Source organism: Burkholderia gladioli, assembly GCF_000959725.1.
GTDB classification, from domain to species: Bacteria; Pseudomonadota; Gammaproteobacteria; order Burkholderiales; family Burkholderiaceae; genus Burkholderia; species Burkholderia gladioli.
On sequence record NZ_CP009322.1, the window covers coordinates 2182714 to 2204087 of the forward strand.

A 21374-nucleotide genomic window follows, 5' to 3' on the forward strand; every position below is an offset into this window, starting at 1 on the left:
GGTGCGTCAGTTCGAGGGCGTGCGCGAATCGGCCAGCGGCAGCGGCGCGGCGGCGCCGGCCGTGACGCGGCGGCGCTGCAGCAGCTCGCGCGTGATCCGCACGTGCTGGGCCGCGAAGGCCTCGGTGGTCAGCTCCGCCTCGACCAGCCGCGCCGCGGCCGCGCGGGCCCGCGCCAGCGCCCGCTCGGGCTGGGCCACCATGCGATCGGCCGCGCCGCGCATGGCGCTGGCGTCGAAGGCCGGCACATAGGCCGCGCAATCGTTCGGGAAGTAGTCGCGCAGGCCGCCCACGTCGCTGACGATCATCGGCTTGCCCACCGCCGCCGCCTCCAGCATCACGGTGATGCCCGAGGCGTGGTGGTTGGGCCGCAGCGGCACCACGATCACGTCGGCCCAGTCGTAGAACTCGCGCTGCCTCGCGATGCCGGACACCGAGGCGATCTCCACGTTGGGCCGGTGCAGCTCGCGCGGGATGCGCCGCCGCGTGGCCAGCTTGACCTGGTAGCGCGGCAGGCCGCCGAAGGCCTCGATCAGGGTGGCCCAGTCGCGGTCGCGGTCGTTGCCGATCGCGGCGATGCGCAGCGGGCGATGCGGCGTCCAGGTCTCGGGCATGCGCACCGGGAAGTCCTGCGTGTTGAGCCCGTAGTAGACCTGCACCGCGTCGCGCTGCAGGAACTCGCGGCACAGCACGGCGTTGTCGCGCGCCAGCGTGGTCAGCACGTCGGCGCGCGCCAGCAGCTTGCGATAGACCCAGCGGCGCAGCGCGCCGAAGCGCGGCCAGCGATCCAGCAGCCAGACGCTCTGCGCCAGCAGCAGCGGCCGCGCGCCGCGCGCGCCGGCCAGCTTCAGCACCAGCGCGGCGGCCAGATGCTCCTGCTCGGTATGCGTCCAGATCACGTCGGCCGCCAGCAGCGCCTCGCGATTGCGCCAGGCATGGATCGCGTCGAAGCCGAGCGCGGCCTTCAGGGCGCGGCGCGCCACGCTGACCGGGCGCGATTCGCGGCGGTCGCGCGAATAGCTCATGGCGAATTCGTCGGAGGCCGCGTGGTGATAGCCGTACAGGCAGCCGATGTTGTCGCCGGCGCGATAGCTGCGCGGATCGGCGCCGTAAAACAGGTGAACGTGCACGTTCGTGGCGGTCATGCGGAATCTCCGGGTTCGGTGCTCAACAAGCGTGCGCGTGCGCGCCGGCGCGGGGCGTCGTCGCGCGACAGCGGGCGGCAGCGGGCGGGCCGCGCGAGGCGGCCCGGGCGCGTGGACGCGTTCATGCCGTTCATGCGGTAGCCAGCGGCCGGCCCGTGGCCGAGGTCTCGCGGCGCGCGTCGTGGGCGCCCTCGCGCACCGCGCGCCAGCGCTCGCGCACCCGCGAGCCGCCGCGCGGACCGAACGACAGCAGCACGTGCGCGAAGCCCGGATAGACGCGCGTGCCGACCAGCGCGTACCACCACCAGGCGATCTCGCGCCGCGCCGGCGGCAGGTGCTCGCGCAGCGTCAGGTGCAGGTTGTAGGCGGCGTTGACGATCGCCTGGCGCGAGGCGGCATCGCGCCGGTCCTCGTCGAAGCGCTCGGCCGGATAGTGGTCGACCGCCACCGCCGGGTCGTAGACCAGCTTCCAGCCGCGCCGCTTGACGGCCATGCTGAAGGCCATGTCGTTGTGGGTCTGGGCGCCCGCGCCGCGCAGGCGCGTGTCGAAGCGCAGCCCCGAGATCGCCGCGCGGCGGTAGATCATGTTGGCGCCCTTGAGCATGTCGACCTCCCGCGCGCCGCCGATGCCCAGGTGATGGTTGCCGATCAGCTTGCCCGAGAGCCGCACGCGGCCCACCTCGGGCCGCTCGCCGTCGATCACGCGGCCCTTCTCGTGCACCCAGTCGCGCCCGCCCAGCGCGCCCAGCCGCGCATCGGCGGCGAACGCGGCGGCGATCCGCTCGAGCCAGTCGGGATGCGGCGCGGCATCGTCGTCGGTGATCGCCACCACGTCGCCCTGCGCGGTGTCGAGGCCCCGGTTGAGCGCGGCCACCTGCCCACCCACCTCGACCGGCGCGACCACCAGCGGCAGCGCGCCGCGCACGCGCGGATCGGCCAGGCATTCATGGGTGGCATCGTCCTCGGGACGGGCCACCACGATCACCTGGTCGGGCGCGCGGCGCTGGCGCTGCAGCGCGATCAGGCAGCGCGCGAGATCGGCGGGACGCCGGTAGGTCGGGACCAGTACGGAGAGTTTCATCGGTGCATACCTCGTCGTCGTTGTGCGGCACGCCCGTCAGGCGTTCAGGTATTCGTGGACCGAGGCATAACCCCGGCCGTAGCCGCGCGTGCGCGGCGGCACGCCGTTGAAGATGCCGCCTTGCAACTGCACGCCCGCGGTGCGCAGCCGCTTGATCGAATCGCCGATCTCGCCCTCGGTATGCATGCCCGAGCGCAGCACTAGGAAGGTGGAGCCGGCCAGCACGCCGAAGATGGTCGCGTCGGTAACGGCCAGGATCGGCGGCGAATCGACGATCACCGCGTCGTAGCGCTTGCCGAGCCCGTCGAGGTAGAGCGCCAGGCGCGGCGACATCAGCAGCTCGGAGGGATTGGGCGGGCGCTGGCCGGTCGGGATGAAGGACAGCCCCGGCACCTGGGTCTCGCGGATCGCCTCCTCCAGCGCGATCTGGTCGCTCAGCAGCTCGGACAGGCCGTTGCGGCGCGGCACGCCGAAGTAGCGGTCGAGCGCGCCGCGACGCATGTCGGCGTCGATCAGCAGCACGCGCTTGCCCGAATGCGCCAGCAACGCGGCCAGGTTGACGGTCAGGAAGCTCTTGCCGATGCCCGGGGTCGGGCCGGTCAGCACCATCACGCGGTTCTTGGCGTCCATCAGCGCGAACTGCATGGCGGTGCGCAGGCTGCGCAGGCTTTCCACGCTGAGGTCCTTGGGCCGCGCCACCGCCAGGATCGGGCGCATGTCGCTGCCGCTCTTCTGGGCCGCCGCGTCGAGCCGTTCGAGCTCGACGCTCTTCGGGATCAGGCCGTACATCGGCAGGTTGAACATGCGCTCGACGCGCTCCGGATCCTCGATGCCGTGGAACAGGTTGCGGCGCAGGAACACCACGCCGGTGCCGACGATCAGGCCCAGGATCACCGCCGCCGACAGGATCAGCGCCTTCTTCGGCTTGACCGGCACGCCGGGGCGCAGCGCCGCGTCCACCAGGCGGATGTTGCCGCCGGTGCCGGCGCGCTGCACCGAGAGCTCCTGCACGCGGTTGAGCAGCAGCACGTAGATGTCCTCGGCGACCTTGGCGTTGCGCTGCAGCGCGACCGCCTTGACCTCGGTGGCCGGCAGGCTGCGGAACTTGTCTGCGTACTTGTCGCGTTCCTTCTGCAGTTGCGCGAGCTGCTGGTTGGCCGCGATCACCATCGGATGCTCGGGCGTGAAGCGCTGTTCGAGCGAGGCCAGTTGCAGGCGCTGCGCGGCGATCTGCTGCTCGTACTGGATGCTGCCCTCCAGGTAGACCTTGGCCTCGTCGCTCGCGTTGATCGAGCCCGAGGTGCTCTGGTACTCGGTCAGCGCGGCCTCGGCGCGCTCCAGGTCGGACTTCAGGCGCGGCTCCTCGCTCTTGAGGAAGTCCAGCATCTTGTTGGCCTCGGCCTGCTTGCTGTTGACGTGCTGCTGCAGGTAGGACTGCGCCAGCGCGTTGGCGATCATCGCGGTCTGCACCGGGTCCTTGCCCTCCAGCGAGATCTGCACCACGCCGGTCTGCTTGCCCTGCTCGCTCACCTGGATCGCCGACTGGAAGGCGGTGATCGCGTCCAGGTCGTTCTGGCGCACCACCACGAACTGCGTGCCGGGCCGCGCCACCAGCTGGCTGACCAGCAGCGACACGCCATTGCCCTCGGCGCGCTCGCCCACGCGGCCGCGCAGCAGCAGGCCGCCGTCCTCGTTGGCCAGCGTGTAGGCGCCGTCGGCGCCGGCCGTCAGCATCAGCTTCTTGCCTTCGAGCGCCGGCGTCACGTCGATCGAGTCGACCGCCGCCTGCTCGCCGCCCCAGGCATAGGAGCTCATGCCGAGCCAGGGCTTGGCCAGCTTGCCCGGCGCGGCCAGGCGCGCCGAGATCGCGCCCAGCAGCGGGAAGGTCTTGGGCGCCACCGAGAAGTTCAGCTTGCACTGCTCGACCACCGGGCCGACCACGCCGCGGCTCTTGATGATCTCGATCTCGGCGTCGGTGGCGGGCGTGGCCGGCCCGCCGTTGATCACCGCGCCGGTCTGGGTCTGGGTCAGCGCCTGCGAGGTGTTGTCAGCCGCCTCGACGCGCACGTGCGCGTCGGCCGAGTAGATCGGCTTCGCGAGGTAGCAGTAGACGCCCGCGAGCGCCACGATCAGCGCGGCGATGCCCAGCAGCAGCCAGATGTCGTCGAGGATCACCTGGATCAGCTGGCCGAGGACCACGTCCTCGTCGTCGGGCTTGGCCGCCATGTCGGCGTAGGGATGTTTGACTTGCGTATTCACGATGGCTATCCGCCTCAGGTTGGTGGGCCGGCGTCGGGGGACGCCGGCCTCGCCAGATCAGCGCGTGATCTGCTTCATGTAGTAGATCGACTGGATCGTCGGGAAGATCTGCTGCAGCAGGCGGTTGAACTGCACCGACCCGGCCGTGCCCACGTAGACCACATCGAGCGGCTTGAGCTGGAACCGGCTCGACAGCATCAGCGCGTCGGGCTGGGTCATGTCCAGGCGATAGATGTCCGGCATGTCGGGCTTGTCCTGCAGGTCGCGCAGCACATAGACCTGGCGCGGATTCGCGTCGGTGTCGAGGATCCCGCCGCCGGCCGTGATCGCGTCCGCGATGGTGAGCTTGCCCTTGAGCATCGGCACCGTCACCGGCTGCTTGACCTCGCCCATGATGAACACGCGGCTGTCGCTGCGGTCCGGCACGTTGATCACGTCGCCCGGCTGCAGCATCACGTTCTCCTTCGCCTCGCCGCGATCGAGCATGGCGTTCGCGTCGAGCACGTAGAACTTGCCGTCGCGCGTGAGCCGCACGCGCTGCAGGTCGGCCTCGGCGGTGGTGCCGCCCGAGCGCGTGATCGCGTCGACCAGGCGCAGCGGCACGTCGGTGATGGCCAGCGGCCCCGGCGTCTTGACCTCGCCGGTCACCTGCACCTTCTGGCTGCGATACGACAGCACGCGCAGGTCGATCTGCGGGTTCTTCACGTAGCGCGCCAGCTTGACGGCCAGCTCGTCGCGCACGTCCTGCGCGGTGCGCCCGGCCACGCGGATGCGGCCCACGAACGGGAAGTAGATGGTGCCGTCCGCGCCGACCGTCTGGCCGTAAGGATCGGCCTGGCCCGGCAGCGCATTGGTATAGGGCTGCTGCAGCGCGCCGGCGATGGTCTGGGTGGTGTTGCCGCCGGCCGAGAAGGACTGGCCCTGCGGGGTGGTCAGCTCGGGGTGGTCCCAGACCGTCACGCCGAGGATGTCCTGCGGCTCGATGCGGTAGACGTACTGGGTCGGATCCGGGAACAGGTCGGCCGGCAGCGGGCGGCTGTCGTGCTGCGCCAGCGCCTGCGAGACCACCAGTTGCGGCGTGATCAGCTTGACGTCGTAGTGCGTGTCGGGCATCGAGCCCTTCTCGTCGAGCCGCGAGGTGTTGATGTAGTTGCCCGGCGCAGTGGCGCAGGCGCCGAGCAGCGCGGCCGCCACGAGCGGCGCGAGCGCGGTGAGGAAAGTTCGCTTGAGCAGGCGTTTCAGCATAGTTTGTGCAGCCATCCTTGAACCAGGCGTTCGATCAATTGGCAGCTTTCGCGGTACGCGGCCTCGCTGCGTCCGTGCGGATCGGCGATTTCCGCGTCCTCCCACTTGCCGAGCAGGAACACCTTGCCGCGCGCGCAGGGATCGACCGCCTCGATCGCGTCGATCTGGCGCCGCTCGGTGACCAGCACCAGGTCGGCGTCGCGCACGATCGCCTGGCTCAGGCGGCGCGAGCGGTGCGTCGAGGCATCGACGCCGCGCTCGGCCAGCAGGGCCTGCATCACCGGGTCGATGCCGTCGCCGTCGTTGGCGTCGAGGCCGGCCGAGTGGAAGGCGCAGTCCTCGCCGAGCGCCTCGCGCCCGTGGGTGCGGAACAGCATCTCGGCGGTCGGGCTGCGGCACACGTTGGCATGGCAGACGATCAGCACGTTACGGAACATCGTGTGTCCTCCTCGGGTTCGGGCGCTCAGGCGCCGGCCTCGGCGGCCGGGCTGGCGCTGGCGGCCGGCTGCGCGGCGGCACGGCCCGCGGCCGGCGCCTGCGCCTGCGCCGCGTGCGCGCGGCCGATCGCGTGGTATTCGATGCCGAGCTCGCGCATCGCGAGCGGCTCGTAGAGATTACGGCCGTCGAAGATCACCGGCGCCTTCCAGCGCTCGGCCAGGGCCGCGAAGTCGGGGCTCTTGAAGGCCTTCCACTCGGTGACGATCACCAGCGCGTCGGCCTGGTCGGCCACCTCGCCCGGCTCGTCGACGAAGCTCAGGCGTTCGAGCCATTCGGGCTGGCCGGCCAGGTCGAGCGCGAACACGCGGCGCGCCTCGGCGGTGGCCACCGGGTCGTAGGCCCGCACCCGCGCGCCGCGCGAGAGCAGCTCGGCGATCAGCGCGCGGCTCGGCGCCTCGCGCATGTCGTCGGTATTGGGCTTGAAGGCCAGGCCCCAGACGCCGAAGCTGCGGCCGGTGAGGTCCTCGCCGTAGCGCGCCACGATCTTGCGCGCCAGCACCTGCTTCTGCTCGGCATTGACCTGCGAGACCGCGCGCAGGATCTGCAGCGACTGGCCGCTGGCGTCGGCGGTGCGGATCAGCGCCTCCACGTCCTTCGGGAAGCAGGAGCCGCCGTAGCCCGCGCCGGCGTACAGGAAGTGATAGCCGATGCGCGGATCGGAGCCGATGCCGCGGCGCACCGCCTCGATGTCGGCGCCCACGCGATCGGCGAAATTCGCCAGCTCGTTCATGAAGGAGATGCGCGTGGCCAGCATCGCGTTGGCCGCGTACTTGGTGAACTCGGCCGAGCGCACGTCCATGTAGAGCGTGCGCTCGTGGTTGCGGTTGAACGGCGCGTAGAGCTTCTTCATCAGCTCGCGGGCCTTCTCGCCCGGCACGTCGTCGTCGCAGCCGATCACGATGCGGTCGGGTCGCGCGAAATCGTCCACCGCCGCGCCTTCCTTCAGGAACTCGGGGTTCGAGACCACCGAGAACATGGTGTCGACGCCGCGCGCGGCCAGCTCCGCGGCCACCGTCGCGCGCACGCGCTCGGCGGTGCCGACCGGCACCGTCGACTTGTCGACGATCACCTTGAAGGAGGTCATGTACTTGCCGATGTTGCGCGCCGCGGCCAGCACGTACTGCAGGTCGGCCGAGCCGTCCTCGTCGGGCGGGGTGCCCACCGCGATGAACTGCACGTCGCCGTGCGCCACCGCCGAGGCCACGTCGGTCGAGAAGCGCAGGCGCCCGGCCGCGCGGTTGCGCGCGATGATCTCGGCCAGGCCCGGTTCGTGGATCGGCACGCCGCCGTCGTTGAGCACGCCGATCTTGACGGGATCCACATCGAGGCAGAACACGTCGTGCCCGATGTCGGCCAGGCAGGCGCCCGTCACGAGCCCCACGTAGCCGCTGCCGATGATAGTCAGGTTCATTTGTCAGCCCTTGCGACCGTCGCCGGTCGTCGTCGTTGAAGCGGAAATTCGAGGAGGAGGCGCTGCCGCGCCTCAGTAGGCGTTGCTGCCGGTGAAGCCCTTCCAGAGCGTCAGCACCACGATCTTGATGTCGAGCCAGAACGACCAGTTCTGCATGTAGTAGAGGTCGAGCTTGACGCGGCCCGACATCTTCTCGATGCGGTCGGTCTCGCCGCGAAAGCCGTTGATCTGCGCCCAGCCGGTGATGCCGGGCTTGATCCGGTAGCGGAACATGTAGCCGCGCACCAGATCCTTGTAGATGTCGTCGTGCTCCAGCGCGTGCGGGCGCGGGCCGACCACCGACATCTCGCCCTTGAGCACGTTGATGAACTGCGGCAGCTCGTCGAGGCTGGTGCGGCGCAGGAAGCGCCCGACCGGCGTGATCCGCGCATCGCCCTTGCGTGCCTGGGTGACCTGCCCCTTCACCTCGGCATGGACCTTCATCGAGCGGAACTTGTAGATGCGGAACTCGTTGCCGTCGATGCCCTTGCGGGTCTGGCGGAAGAACACCGGGCCCGGCGAGGTCAGCTTCACCAACGCCGCGATCAGCAGCATCACCGGCGCCAGCATGGTCAGCGCGACCAGCGCGAACATCCGGTCGAACACGAACTTCGGCAGGATCCGCACGTCGGTGATCGGCGAGGCCGCCAGGTTGATGGCCGGCACGCCCAGCAGCTCGACCACCTCCTGGTTGAAGAAGGACAGGCTGCGCACGTCGGGGATCAGCCGGATGTTGACGAAGTCGTGCTGGAACTCGGTGACGATGCGGTGGATCTGGCGCTCCTCGGTGATCGGCAGGGTCAGCCACAGCTCGCGCAGGTGGCGGCAGCGCACCAGCCGCACCAGCTCGGAGAAGCGCCGCTCGACCGGCACGCCGTCGAACTCGCGGGTGTCGACCTTGCCCGTCACGTCGAAGATGCAGGAGGGCGTGAAGCCGGCCTCGGGGCGCGCGCGCATCTGCGCGATCAGGCGGCGCGTCACGCCGGTGTCGCCCACCAGGCCCACCGCCTTGTGGTTGTAGCCCTCGCGACGCAGGCTCTGCAGCACCCAGTGCACGCCGGCCTTGGTGGCGATCAGCAGCGCCGAGGTGGTCACCGCCCAGTAGCCGAGCCACAGCCGCGACAGCTCGCCGGAATGGTGGAAGCTGAAGCTCATCAGGATCCCGGCGCCCTCCACCACCAGCCAGCCGATCGCCACGCGCCAGAGCAACGCGCGGATCGGCTTGCCGCGCCAGGACTGGTAGATGCCGAAGGCCGGGAAGAACGCGACGATCAGCATGCCGTTGAACAGCACCATCGAACGCTGCAGATCGTCGAGCGCGACGATGCCGCCGCGATGCAGCGCGGCCGCGATCAGCGCGCCCAGCAGCGCCATCGCGATATCGATCACTCTCGCCAACACGCTCAACATGGTCGCTCCCTCGCCTGACAGATGATCGGATCGCAGTGCATGACGGGTCCGACGCGGAACCGTTTCGCTCTGCTGCAGACGCTATGAAGCGGTAAGAAAAATGTTGCTGCAAGCGCGCAAGTATTTCTAAAAATATTCGGAAAGTTTTGCGTATTTTCTTTGAATTTTTCTCGGCACTTTTTTCCTGCGACAAGTCAAGTCCGGATCCCTTCGTGGCGCGTCATTTCACAAATCTCATAAATTTCAAATACTTGCCATCATTCATTCCCTATTTTTTACTTTTTTTATCAAGGCAAATATTGAGCGCGGCTTAGACATTATTTTTTATATTTTTCCAGGATCTTACGATGCCGCGCCGCAGCAAAAACTTTTTAGCGTCTTTCTGTTGTGCTAAAAACGTTCTGACCGATCCACCGTTTCGAGGAGTGTCCCGATGAATCCTCCGTCCGTCGCCGGCGTCGAGCCGGACGTCGCGTCCCCGTCCTCCCGCGCCAATCCCGCGTCCGCTCCGGCCGACGGCGCGGCGGCCCCTGCCGGCACGCGCCTGGCGGTCCAGCAGGTGGTGCTGGCGGGCGGCTCCGGCACGCGCCTCTGGCCGATGTCGCGCGAGCAGTTCCCGAAGCAGCTGATCGGCCTGCTCGGCGAGGAATCGCTGCTGCAGTCGACCACCCGGCGCCTGGAGGGTTACCAGGGCGAACATCCGGTCTCCGAACGATTGATGGTGGTCTGCGGCGACGATCATCGCTTCACCACCGCCGAGCAGTTGCGACTGGTCGGCCGCGAGGCCTCGATCGTGCTCGAGCCCTTCGGCCGCGATACCGCCCCCGCGCTGACCATCGCCGCGCTGCGCGCGCTCGCCTGCGAGGGCGACGCGGTGCTGACGGTGATGCCGGCCGACCACGCGGTGGCCGATCTCGCGCGCTTCCAGGCCGCGCTCGACGCGGCCATCCGCCATGCCGCGCAGGGCCGTATCGCCACCATGGGCATCCTGCCGGATCGCGCGGAAACCGGCTTCGGCTACATCCGCGTCGGCCAGGCGCTCGACACGCAGGGCGAGATCGCCGTGCGCCGGCTCGAGCGCTTCGTCGAGAAGCCGCACCTGGAGCTGGCGCAGCAGTACGTGGATTCGGGCGACTACTGGTGGAACAGCGGCATTTTCGTGGTGCGTGCCTCGGTCTGGCTCAAAGCGATCGGCCATTTCCAGCCGGCCATCCTGGCGGCCTGCGAGCGCGCGGTCTCGCTGGGCCGCGACGACGGTACCTTCTTCCGCCTCGATCGCGACAGCTTCGGCGAATCGCCCTCGAACTCGATCGACTACGCGGTGATGGAGCCGCTGGTGGGCGCGCCGCAGATCTGCGAGAGCGTGGTGGTGCCGCTCGACGCCGGCTGGTCCGACGTCGGCTCCTGGGATGCGATCTGGCAGATCTCCGAGAAGGACGAGGCGGCCAACGTCGGGCGCGGCGAGGTGATGTTCGAGGGCGCGAGCGCGACCTTCGCGCATTCGGAAAGCCGGCTGGTGGCCTGCGTCGGCACCCGCGAGCTGATCGTGGTGGAGACCGCCGACGCGGTGCTGGTGGCCGACAAGGCGCACGTGCAGGACGTCAAGAAGATCGTCAAGCGCCTGAAGAGCGAGTCGCGCGGCGAGGCGAGCAATCATCGCAAGGTGCATCGCCCGTGGGGCCATTACGATTCGGTCGACATGGGCGAGCGCTTCCAGGTCAAGCGCATCGTCGTCAAGCCCGGCGCGCAGTTGTCCCTGCAGATGCATCATCATCGCGCCGAGCACTGGATCGTGGTGTGCGGCACGGCCCGCATCACGCGCGGCGAGGAAAGCTTCCTGCTGTCCGAGAACGAATCGACCTACATCCCGCTCGGTGTCAAGCACCGGCTCGAGAACCCCGGCAAGATGCCGCTCGAACTCATCGAGGTGCAGTCGGGCTCGTATCTCGGCGAGGACGATATCGTCCGCTTCGACGATACCTACGGCCGCGGTTGATTCACGGGGCGGGCTTCCGCCCGCCTTTGCGTTCACTGGCCGCTCGCGATCGCGCTGTCCAGGCGCGGCGCGGGCGGCCCCCCTTCCCTCCTCGTCCCTATCCTCTCGCGATCCGCCGCGACGCATGACATGCCGGTGCGATCGACCTCGGCTTCCTCGTCATTGGATGACCTGCCGCGTGCGCGGCGTAGCGCGCCAGCATCGCGCATGAGCTCGCGCGCATGAAGCCACGAGCAGCGAGGCCGCGGAATACCCGCGCAAAAAAAACCGGCAGCCCGAAGGCTGCCGGCGCATCATCCGGCGCACGGCGCCGAATCGATCTCAACCGATCTGGTAGGCGAACTCGCGATGCGCGAATTCGGTGGCGAGCGTAGCCGGATCGGTCAGCTCGCCGTCCATCAGATGGCGGCGCTCGGTGCCGAAGTGGCGCACGTTGCCGCGATCGGCCGGCACCAGCGTGGACAGCGTCGCCAGCGCTGCTGCCGAGTGCGCGGTGCGCATCGGCAGCAGCGCGGCGGCGGCTTCCGCCTTGGCGCGCGGCGCCGGCACCGAGGCGACGGCGGCCACCGGCTCGGCATGGACTTCGCGCGGTGCATCGGCCGCGGCATCGGGCTGGACCTCGAGCGCCAGTTGGTGATCGACCCAGTCGCGGCCCCAGGCGATCGCATAACGCTCGGCCGCCTCGGGATCGGAGAAGCGCGGGCCGATCAGGCCCGAGCGTTCCACCCGGCGGCCGTCCTGCGCGATCTCGGCCCAGGCGCGATACATCATGTTCTGCACCGGCTGCGCGGTGCCGTAGAGCGTGTAGCCGTGATACGGCTCGGACTGCGGCGCGACGGTGGCGAAGCGCACCGACACCGGCCGCGGATGCTCGCCGTGATCACCCTGGTCGCCATGCTCGGTGGTCTCGCCGGCAACCGGCGCGGCCGCCGCATCGGCGCGGGCTTCGCGCGCGAGCAGGGCCGCGCGCGCCGCGCCGGCCTGCAGCTCCGCTTGCGCGACCTGCTTCGCCAGTTGCGCGACGGCCGCCGCCGGTGCCTCGCGCACCGTCTGCCGCATGCCGACCTCGTCTTCCTCGTCCTGCCATTCGTCCGTCTCGGCCACCGGCAGGCGCCACGATTCGGGGTTCTGCCAGAACACGCCGCGCAGGCGGTCGTTGTTGGCGACCGGCTCGGCGCGCGGCGCCGGCACCGCCAGCTCAGGCGGCGGCGGCACATAGGCGAACGCGCGCCCGCTCAATTCAGTGAGCATCGCGACCATCTCGCCGAGCGTGCCGCTCGCGAGCCACTCCTCGAAGCGGCGGCGGCAGGTCGGGCCCGAGGGATAACGGCCGGGCAGTTTCGACCACGGCTCGCCCGTGGTCAGAATCCACAGGATCGCGTTCGCGACCACGCGCGTCTCCGCGCGCGGTCGCCCGCGCCGGTTCAGCCGGATCGGTTCGTCCGCGATCAGCGTCGACACGCGTGTCCATTCTTCATCGCTCAACTCATCGAAGAACATAGATCTCTCCACACGCAGCCAGGCCGGGGCTGCGATCGGGGCAACATGACCGTGTAGCACGCACGATCATGGCCAGGTTGCACATTGGACGATACCGGGGGGCGCCGCGCCGATGCATTGCGCACTGAAGCGGTGCTGCAATTCACGACGTCGATGCACGAAACCCCTGTCGCAGTGGGATGCGGGATTTAATGTGCATGAAGCATACCACCATCAGGGTTTATCTCAATATGACAATCTCGTATTGTTACCCGCTGAAACAAGGAATTCTCAAGCTCCGCCTCATCCAATCCGACACTGATTTAAATGCTTATCCATTTTGTTGAAAAGCCTTGCCCAGCAAGGGCTTTGAGCTTGGTCATATTTGCTTACGATTTGTTGCAGATTGGAGCCACTGATTGAAAAAGGAATGAATTTCCGATTGATATCTCCAATCGGTAAATTCTCCGGAAATTCGATAAAGAATTTTTGATTCGCATTGCCAATCCGCCTGTCGGTTTCTACAGGAATACAGGTCTGTCAGGGCATGGAGCGGTGTAGACGCGGTTGGCGAAATGGCGTGTCGCCATTGCCGTCGCATACGGCGGAGGAGATGAAAAGGAGACTATCGGAATCGGCGGAGGCCGGAGCAAGGGGGACGGCGCGGACGCCACGCGCGAGGCATGGGTCCGCGCCGGTGCTTCAGAACTTCCAGAGCAGGTTGCCGAGCACCGCGTTGTCGCGCACGCCGCTGCCGTACTGGCCGCTGTAGGTCAGGCCCAGCTTGAGCCGCTGCGTGAGGTTCGCGTCGACGCCCAGCTCGACCACTGCCGCGTCGCGCGCGATCGGCACGCCCGACACCTGGAACGCCGAGCCGCCGTTCACGAAGGCGAAGGTCGAGTTCGGCGTGGTCGAGCCGAAGGCATGGCGCCAGCCGGCCATCGCCCGCGCCGAGAAGCCGCCCCGGGACATCACGTCGAACTTGGTGGCCGCGCGCAGGCCGGCGGTCGAGAAGCCGATGCTGTTCGACTCGTTGGCGCTGCGCAGGGCCGCCGCGCCGCCCGTCTCGGTCATGCCGTCGGTGTGCAGGTTCACGTAGGCGAGGTTGACGAAGGGCTCGAGGGCCACCGCGCCGGCCGGCAGCGCGTAGCCGACTTCGCCGAACACCTGCGCGGTCTGCGCGTTGATGCCGCTTTGCGCGTGGTCCGAGAAGCCCGCGAAGCCCGGGTAGCGATCGGTGTCGATGCGATGCCAGGTGTAGGCCGCGCCGCCGCGCAGGCCGAGCGCGCCGAACTGGCCGCCGCCGTAGATCGACAGCGAGTAGCTGTCGGCGCTGGCCGAGGACTGCGTGTCGTTGTCGAAGCTGCTGTGGGTCACGCCGCCGGCCACACCCGCGCGCCAGTGGTCGCCCAGGCCGACGTCGGCACCGGCGATGAAGCCCGTCATGCTGCGCGAGACGCTCGAGGCGTTGTTGTTGCCGTCGAAGCGGCTGCGGCCGCCGAAGGCCTGGCCCCACACCACCGGCTGATACGGCGTGGACTGGCAGCGCTGCTGCGCGGTGGCCGCACCGGCCGGGCCGGACAGCACCGAGTTCGCGTCGCCGCACAGCGAGGCGCCGCCCGCGGCGAGCGCCGAGAGCGGCCCGCTGGAGGCCGCCAGGCCCTGCCGCACGCGATCGGTCACGGCATCGCGCACATAGCGGCTGTCGGTCAGCAGCAGGCTCTTCATGCTCGCGTAGAGCTCGCCGTCGAGCGAGTTGTAGGCCGCCCGCGCGGTGGGCGCATCGGTCGACAGCAGCGTGTCGTAGACCGGGTTGCCGGCGCCGAGCGTGCCGATCGCGGCGGCCACCTCGTGCTGGTTCGGGGTCTGCGCCACGTCGGTGAACGAGGTGCCGTTGGCCACCAGGGCCAGCACCGCGCGATTCGCGTCGTAGCTGAGCTGCGGCTTGAGGAAGGCGAGGTTGCTGGTGACGTTGCTGAAGGTGCCGCTTAGGCCGCCGCTCGCATCCACGATGGTGTAGCTGGTGGACGGCGAGTAGACCCCCGTGTTGGCCAGCACCTGCACCGTGCCGCCGCCGATCTGCGCGGCGCCGGTGGCCTTCACCGAGCCGGCCTGCTGCGGGTTGGCCGCCACCTGCAGCGTCGAGCCCGGCTGGAAGATGAGGTTGCCGCCCACGTTCAGCGAGCTGCCCGGCTGGCTGGCCGCCGCGGTCGCGCCGTTGCCGACCACCAGGCCGCCGATCGTGCCGGTGCCGGTCACCGTGCCGCCGTTCATCACCGTGACGGTCGACTGCGCCAGCGAGCCGGCCACGTTCAGCGTGCCGGCCGCCACCGTGGTCGGGCCGCTCAGCGTGCTGGCGCCGGTCAGCGTGAGCTGGCCGCTGCCGGCCTGGGTGAGCGAGCCGGTGCCGCTCACCGTGCCGCCGAAGCTGGTGTCGTCGGAGCGGTTGAAGACCAGCGAGCCCGCGTTCGCGACATTGCCGGCCAGGGTGCCCGAGGTGCCGCCGTTGCCGACCTGCAGCGTGCCGCCGGCGATGGTGGTGCCGCCCGCGTAGCTGTTGTCGCCGGTCAGCGTCAGGGTGCCGGTGCCGCTCTTGGTCAGCGAGCCGGCGCCCGTCAGCGCGCCGCCGTAGGTGCCGCCGCCCGCCACGTTCAGGCCGCCGCTGCCGGTGTCGATGGTGCCGCCCGCGGCGCCGTCCAGCGAGCCGAGCGTGAGCGTGGTGCTGCCCAGCAGCAGGCTGCCGCCGTTGACGGTCAGCGCGCCGGTGCCGAGCGCCTGCGCGTTGCCGAGCGCGAGCGAGCCGCCGTTCAGCGTGGTGCCGCCGCTGTAGGTATTGCTGCCCGAGAGCGTGAGCGCCGCGTTGCCGTCCTTGACCAGGCCGCCCGTGCCCGACACGGTGCCGGCCAGCGTCAGGTCCTGGCTGCCGCCGATGGTGGCCGTGTTGCCGAGGTTGACCGCGTTGTTGAGCGTGACCGCCGCCGAGGTGTCGAGCGTGGCCGGGCCGCTGACGGTCAGCGCGCCGCTGCCGAGCGCGCCGTTGCTGCCCACCACCAGGGTGCCGCCGCCGAGCGTGGTGCCGCCGCTGTAGGTGCTGTCGGCGCCCAGCGTCTGGCTGCCGGTGCCGGCCTTGACCAGCCCGCCGGTGCCCGTGATGGTGCCGCCGAAGCTGGTGTTGCCGGCGCCGCCGAGCGTCAGCGTGTTGCCGCCGAGGTTGACCGTCGAGCCCGCCGCGCCGGCGAGGCCGCCGACCGTCTGCGGCGTGTTCGCGCCGCTCAGGTCGAAGCGCGTGCCGGTGTTGGCGAGATTGACGGTGCCGCCGGCCGCGAGCGAGCCGCCCGCGCCGATCGCCAGCGTGCCGGCATTGACCGTGGCGCCGCCCGTGAAGCTGTTGGCCCCCGTCAGGGTGGCGGTGCCCGTGCCTTCCTTGGTGATGCCGCCGGTGCCGGCGATGGTGCCGCCGAAGGTTTCGTTGCCCGAATCGCCGAAGCTCAGGCCGTTGCCGCCGAGGTTGACGGTGGTGCCGACCACGCCGGTCAGCCCGCCGATGGTCTGGGCGCCGCCCGCGTTGCCGATGTCGAAGGTGGCGCCCGCGTTGGCGAGGTTGACGCCGGTGCCGGCCGAAAGCGCCCCGCCCGCGCCGATCGCCAGCGTGCCCGCATCGACCGTGGCGCCGCCCGTGAAGCTGTTGGCGCCGGTCAGCGTGGCCGTGCCGCTGCCGATCTTGACGATGCCGCCCGCGCCGCCGATCGAGCCGCCGAAGGTCTCGTTGCCCGAATCGCCGAAGCTCAGGCTGTTGTTGCCGAGCGTGACGGTCGAGCCGGTCACGCCGGTCAGCCCGCCGATGCTCTGCCCCGCGCTCGAATTGCTGATGTCGAGGCCCGTGCCCGCGTTGGCGAGGTTGACGCCGGTGCCCGCCGCCAGCGACCCGCCCGCGCCGAGCGCGAGCGTGCCGGCGTTGACCGTCGCGCCACCGGTGAAGGTATTGACGCCGGTCAGCGTGGCCGTGCCCGTGCCCGACTTGATGATGCCGCCGGTGCCGGCGATCGTGCCGCCGAAGGTTTCGTTACCCGAATCACCGAAGCTCAGGCCGTTGCCGCCGAGGTTGACCGTCGAGCCGGCCACGCCGCTCAGGCCGCCGATGCTCTGTGCGCCGCCCGCGTTGCCGATGTCGAAGGTGGTGCCGGCATTGGCGAGGTTGACGCCGCTGCCGGCCGAGAGCGACCCGCCCGCGCCGATCGCCAGCGTGCCGGCATTGACCGTGGCGCCGCCCGTGAAGGTATTGGCGCCCGTCAGCGTGGCCGTGCCGCTGCCTTCCTTGGTGATGCCGCCGGTGCCGGCGATCGTGCCGCCGAATGTTTCGTTGCCCGAATCACCGAAGGACAGGCCGTTGCCGCCGAGGTTGACGGTGCTGCCGGCCACGCCGGTGAGGCCGCCGATCGCCTGCGGCGTGGTCGCGCCGCTGATGTCGAAGCCCGTGCCGGCGTTGGCGAGGTTGAGGCCGGTGCCGGCCGTGAGCGAGCCACCCGCGCCGATCGCCAACGTCCCCGCATTGACGGTCGCGCCGCCCGTGAAGGTGTTCACACCCGTCAGCGTCTCGGTGCCGGTACCGGCCTTGGTGATGCCGCCGGTGCCGGTGATCGCGCCGCCGAAGGTCTGGTTGCCGGCGTCGCCGAAGCTCAGGCCGTTGCCGCCCAGCGCCACCGTCGAGCCGGCCGCGCCGCTCAGGCCGCCGATGGTCTGCGCCGCGCCCGAGTTGCTGATGTCGAAGCTGGTGCCCGAGTTGGCGAGGTTGATGCCGGTGCCGGCCGCCAGCGAACCGCCCGCGCCCAGCGCCAGCGTGCCGGCGTTGACGGTCGCGCCGCCCGTGAAGGTGTTGGCGCCGGTCAAGGTGGCGGTGCCCGTGCCCTCCTTGGTGATGCCGCCCGTGCCGGCGATCGTGCCGCCGAAGGTTTCGTTGCCGGCATCGCCGAAGGACAGGCCATTGCCGCCGAGGTTGACGGTGCTGCCGGCCACGCCGGTGAGGCCGCCGATCGCCTGCGGCGTGGTCGCGCCGCTGATGTCGAAGCCCGTGCCGGCATTGGCGAGGTTGACGCCGGTGCCGGCCGAGAGCGAACCGCCCGCGCCGATCGCCAGCGTGCCCGCATCGACGGTCGCGCCGCCGGTGAAGGTGTTGACGCCCGTCAGCGTGGCCGTGCCGCTACCCGACTTGATGATGCCGCCGGTGCCGGCGATCGCGCCGCCGAAGGTTTCGTTGCCCGAATCACCGAAAGTCAGGCCGTTGCCGCCGAGGTTGACCGTGCTGCCGCCCACGCCGGCCAGGCCGCCGATGGTCTGCGGCGTGGTCGCGCCGCTGATGTCGAAGCCCGCGCCCGAATTGGCGAGGTTGATGCCGGTGCCGGCCGCCAGCGAACCGCCCGCGCCGATCGCCAGCGTGCCCGCATTGACCGTAGCGCCGCCCGTGAAGGTATTGGTGCCCGTCAGCGTTTCGGTGCCGCTGCCGTTCTTGGTGATGCCGGCCGTGCCGGTGATCGCGCCGCCGAAGCTCTGGTTGCTGCCGTCGCCGAAGGTGAGGCCGTTGCCGCCCAGCGCCACCGTGGTGCCCGCCACGCCGGACAAGGCGCCGATGGTCTGCGCCGCGCCCGCGCCGCTCAGGTCGAGTGCCGCGCCCGTGCCCGTCAGCGCCACGCCGCCGGTCGCGGCCAGCGAGCCGCCCGCGCCCAGCGCCAGCGTCCCCGCGCCGATGGTGGTGCCGCCCGTGTAGGTGTTGGCGCCCGTCAGCGTCTGGGTGCCGGTGCCCTGCTTGACCAGCCCGCCCGTGCCGCCGATCGCGCCGCCGAAGCTGGCGTTGCCGGCATCGCCGAGCGTCAGCGTGTTGGCGCCCAGATTGACGCTGGCGCCGCCCACGCCCGACAGTTCGCCGATCGTCTGCGGCGTGGTCGCGCCGCTGATGTCGAAGCCCGTGCCGGCATTGGCGAGATTGATGCCGGTGCCGGCCGCGAGCGACCCGCCCGCGCCGATCGCCAGCGTGCCGGCATTGACGGTCGCGCCGCCCGTGAAGGTGTTGGCGCCCGTCAGCGTTTCGGTGCCGCTGCCCTCCTTGGTGATGCCGGCCGTGCCGGTGATCGCGCCGCCGAAGGTCTGGTCGCTGCCGTCGCCGAACGTCAGGCCGTTGCCGCCCAGCGCCACCGTGGTGCCCGCCACGCCGGACAAGGCGCCAATGGTCTGTGCCGCGCCCGCGCCGCTGATGTCGAAGCTCGCGCCCGTGCCGCCCAGGTTCACCGCGCCGCCGGCCGCCAGCGAGCCGCCCGCGCCCAGCGCCAGCGTGCCGCCGTTGATGGTGGTGCCGCCCGTGTAGGTCTGCGTGCCCGTCAGCGTTTCCGTGCCGGTGCCGGTCTTGGTCACGCCGCCGGTGCCCCCGATCGTGCCGCCGAAGCTGTGATTGCCCGCATCGCCAAGCGTCAGGCCGTTCGCGCCGAGGTTCACGCTGGAGCCCGCCGCGCCCGCCAGCCCGCCGATCGCCTGCGGCGTGGTCGCCCCACTCAGGTCGAGCGAGGTGCCCGCGTTCGCCAGGTTCACCGTGCCCTGGTTCGACAGGCTGCCGCCCGCGCCGATCGCGATCGTGCCCGCATTGATGGTGGTGCCGCCCGTGTAGGTGTTGGCGCCCGTCAGCGTCTCGGTGCCCGCGCCCTGCTTGACGATGCCGCCCGTGCCGCCGATCGCGCCGCCGAAGCTCTGGTTGGTCGCGTCGCCGAAGCTCAGCGTGTTGCCGCCCAGCGAGACGGTGGTGCCGGCCACGCCCGACAGCGCGCCGATGGTCTGGTTGGCACCCGCCGCGCTGATGTCGAAACCCGCGCCGGCGGTGCCGAGGTTGACGCTGCCGCCCGCCGCCAGCGAGCCGCCTGCGCCCAGCGCCAGCGTGCCGCCGTTGATGGTGGTGCCGCCCGTGTAGGTATTGGCGCCCGTCAGCGTTTCGGTGCCGCTGCCCTGCTTGACCAGGCCGCCGGTGCCGCCGATGGTGCCGCCGAAGCTCTGGTTGGTGCCGTCGCCCATGGTCAGCGTGTTCGCGCCGAGCGAGACGGTGGTGCCGGCCGCGCCGGCCAGCGCGCCGATGGTCTGGTTCGCGCCCGAGGCGCTGATGTCGAAGCCCGCGCCCGCGCCGGCCAGGTTGACCGCGCCGGTGGCCGCCAGCGAGCCGCCCGCGCCCAGCGCCAGCGTGCCGCTGTTGATGGTGGTGCCGCCCGTGTAGGTATTGGCGCCCGTCAGCGTGGTGGTGGCCGCGCCGTTCTTGACCAGCCCGCCCGCGCCCGAGATCGCGCCGCTGACCGTCATCGCGTTGCTGCCGCCCAGCGCCAGCGAGGCGCCGGCATTGACGGCCACCTGGTTGGCGACGGTAACCGCCTGGCTGCTGTCGAGCGTGGCGTTGCCGCCCACCGTCAGCGTGCCGGTGCCGAGCGCCTGGTTGTTGCCCATCACGATGGTGCCGGCGTTGAGATTGGTGCCGCCCGTGTAGGTATTGTTGCCCGACAGGATCAGCGTGCCGCTGCCCGACTGGGTGACCGGCCCGGCGCCCGAGATGGTGCCAGACAGGTTCAGGGAGGCGCTGCCCGACACGCCCAGCCCGGCGCCGCTGGTGCCGATGTTGTTGGACAGCGTGAGGCCCGGCGTGGCCGACTGGATCGCGCCGCCGTTGGCGTTGATGGTGCCGGTGCCGAGCGAGGCGGCATTGTTGACCACGGCGGTGGCGCCGTTGCCGAGCGTGGCGTCGGCCGCGCCCGAGGCGCCCGACAGCGTCCAGGTGCCGCTCTGCACGTCGAGGTGGTTGAAGTTGACGTAGTTGCCGTTGTTGATGGTGCCGGTGGCCGAAGTGCCCTGCTGCAGGGTCAGCGTGTTGTTGCCGCCCGCGCCGCCGTCGACGGTGCCGGTGGCCGCGAAGCCGATGGTGATCGCGCCGATGCCGAGATTGACCGCCAGGCCGGTGCCGCCCGAGCTGTTGACCGAGGAATCGGTGGTGGCGATGAACTGGTTGGTGCTGTTGGCGCCCATCGAGACGCTGCCGTTCACCGTGCCCGAATTGGTGAAGGTATTGCCGCCGGCCGAGCTGCCGAGCGCCACGCGCCCGGTGATGGTGCCGGAATTGTTGATGTTGACCTGGCCGCCGCCGTAGGCGGCGATCACGCCCGCATCGGGGCCGAGCAGGGTGGCGCCGATGATGCCGCTGGTCGACATGGTGCCGGTGTTGGTGATGTTGGTGGTGCCGCCCGCGCCGTTCTGCACCGCCAGCGCCATGCCGGTCAGGCCGATCGACAGGCCGGTGGTGCCGGCCATGGTGCCGTTGTTGGTGACCGTCTGGGTGCTGGCCGAGGCATTGCCCATCACCACGCCCGAGGACAGCACGCCCAGCCCGGTGCCGAGCAGGGTCGGGTCGATGCGGCCGTTGTTGGTCAGCGTGTCGTTGCTGCCGGTGAGCGTCATGGCATTGCCGCCGACACCGAGCAGCACACCGACGCTACCGCCCGGATTGACGGTGACGTTGAGGTTGTTGGCGCCATTGGCATAACTGGGCGCAAGCGGATTGGCGGCGCCGGAACAACTGACATTGGAGCCGGCCGCGGTACACGCCGCCTCGGCCGGAATGATTCCGGCCCCGACCAATGCAAGGAATACGCCCATGGCGGGCAGGAGTTTCGGCAATTCGCCGTCTTTCGAATCGCGGGCGCGGACCATCTGTCAATTCTCCTTAACACGGTTTCATACGATGTAAATCTGTTAAGCAAGGCAAATCGATGGCGGCAATCGGCAACCGATCCGGAACG

Annotated in this window: 10 protein-coding genes; 1 reads left to right on the forward strand and 9 read right to left on the reverse strand. The window is 70.0% G+C overall.

The window, feature by feature from the left end; genetic code table 11:
• Positions 1-6: 6 nt before the first annotated feature.
• The 7 genes from BM43_RS09780 to BM43_RS09810 form a co-directional block, all read right to left on the reverse strand.
• A complete protein-coding gene (locus tag BM43_RS09780) occupies positions 7-1143 on the reverse strand; it encodes a glycosyltransferase (RefSeq protein WP_036055710.1) in 1137 nt (378 codons plus the stop codon).
• Positions 1144-1273: 130 nt separating this feature from the next.
• Complete coding sequence (locus BM43_RS09785) at positions 1274-2224, reverse strand: glycosyltransferase family 2 protein (RefSeq protein ID WP_013690942.1); 951 nt, start codon at positions 2222-2224, stop codon at positions 1274-1276.
• Positions 2225-2260: 36 nt separating this feature from the next.
• Positions 2261-4486, reverse strand: a complete 2226-nt coding sequence (locus tag BM43_RS09790) for a polysaccharide biosynthesis tyrosine autokinase (protein WP_036036901.1) — start codon at positions 4484-4486, stop codon at positions 2261-2263.
• Between the two features lie 54 nt (positions 4487-4540).
• Positions 4541-5728 (reverse strand): polysaccharide biosynthesis/export family protein, encoded by a 1188-nt coding sequence (locus BM43_RS09795; protein WP_017921522.1) that lies wholly within the window; start codon positions 5726-5728, stop codon positions 4541-4543.
• The gene (locus tag BM43_RS09800) at positions 5722-6165 is read right to left on the reverse strand and encodes a low molecular weight protein-tyrosine-phosphatase (protein WP_013690945.1); all 444 of its coding nucleotides are present in this window, start codon (positions 6163-6165) and stop codon (positions 5722-5724) included. Before BM43_RS09800 ends, BM43_RS09795 begins: the two co-directional genes overlap by 7 nt.
• A gap of 26 nt (positions 6166-6191) precedes the next feature.
• Positions 6192-7637 carry a UDP-glucose dehydrogenase family protein gene (locus BM43_RS09805; protein WP_036055709.1) on the reverse strand — a complete coding sequence of 482 codons (1446 nt, stop codon included), beginning with the start codon at positions 7635-7637 and terminating at the stop codon, positions 6192-6194.
• A 72-nt stretch (positions 7638-7709) separates the two neighbouring features.
• Positions 7710-9086, reverse strand: coding sequence for an undecaprenyl-phosphate glucose phosphotransferase (locus BM43_RS09810; RefSeq protein ID WP_036055708.1), 1377 nt, complete (start codon positions 9084-9086; stop codon positions 7710-7712).
• A gap of 433 nt (positions 9087-9519) precedes the next feature.
• On the opposite strand from BM43_RS09810, the gene BM43_RS09815 reads away from it, so the two are divergent.
• Positions 9520-11082: a mannose-1-phosphate guanylyltransferase/mannose-6-phosphate isomerase gene (locus BM43_RS09815; protein WP_036055707.1), complete on the forward strand. Its 1563-nt coding sequence runs from the start codon at positions 9520-9522 to the stop codon at positions 11080-11082.
• A gap of 321 nt (positions 11083-11403) precedes the next feature.
• Here the strand turns inward: BM43_RS09815 and BM43_RS09820 are convergent, their stop codons facing one another.
• Together BM43_RS09820 and BM43_RS09825 are read right to left on the reverse strand one after the other, a co-directional pair.
• On the reverse strand, positions 11404-12582 hold the full coding sequence (locus BM43_RS09820) for a transposase (RefSeq protein WP_036055706.1): 1179 nt from the start codon (positions 12580-12582) through the stop codon (positions 11404-11406).
• A 681-nt stretch (positions 12583-13263) separates the two neighbouring features.
• Entirely contained in the window at positions 13264-21285 is an 8022-nt protein-coding gene (locus BM43_RS09825; protein WP_036055705.1) for an autotransporter-associated beta strand repeat-containing protein, read from the reverse strand.
• Positions 21286-21374 lie beyond the last annotated feature (89 nt).

Bases quoted from the DNA above. Each gene is read 5' to 3' on its own strand.
- BM43_RS09805 (WP_036055709.1), bottom strand. From the start codon at position 7,637: ATGAACCTGACTATCATCGGCAGCGGCTACGTGGGGCTCGTGACGGGC.
- BM43_RS09785 (WP_013690942.1), bottom strand. From the start codon at position 2,224: ATGAAACTCTCCGTACTGGTCCCGACCTACCGGCGTCCCGCCGATCTC.
- BM43_RS09795 (WP_017921522.1), bottom strand. From the start codon at position 5,728: ATGCTGAAACGCCTGCTCAAGCGAACTTTCCTCACCGCGCTCGCGCCG.
- BM43_RS09815 (WP_036055707.1), top strand. From the start codon at position 9,520: ATGAATCCTCCGTCCGTCGCCGGCGTCGAGCCGGACGTCGCGTCCCCG.
- BM43_RS09820 (WP_036055706.1), bottom strand. From the start codon at position 12,582: ATGTTCTTCGATGAGTTGAGCGATGAAGAATGGACACGCGTGTCGACG.
- BM43_RS09825 (WP_036055705.1), bottom strand. From the start codon at position 21,285: ATGGTCCGCGCCCGCGATTCGAAAGACGGCGAATTGCCGAAACTCCTG.
- BM43_RS09800 (WP_013690945.1), bottom strand. From the start codon at position 6,165: ATGTTCCGTAACGTGCTGATCGTCTGCCATGCCAACGTGTGCCGCAGC.
- BM43_RS09780 (WP_036055710.1), bottom strand. From the start codon at position 1,143: ATGACCGCCACGAACGTGCACGTTCACCTGTTTTACGGCGCCGATCCG.
- BM43_RS09810 (WP_036055708.1), bottom strand. From the start codon at position 9,086: ATGTTGAGCGTGTTGGCGAGAGTGATCGATATCGCGATGGCGCTGCTG.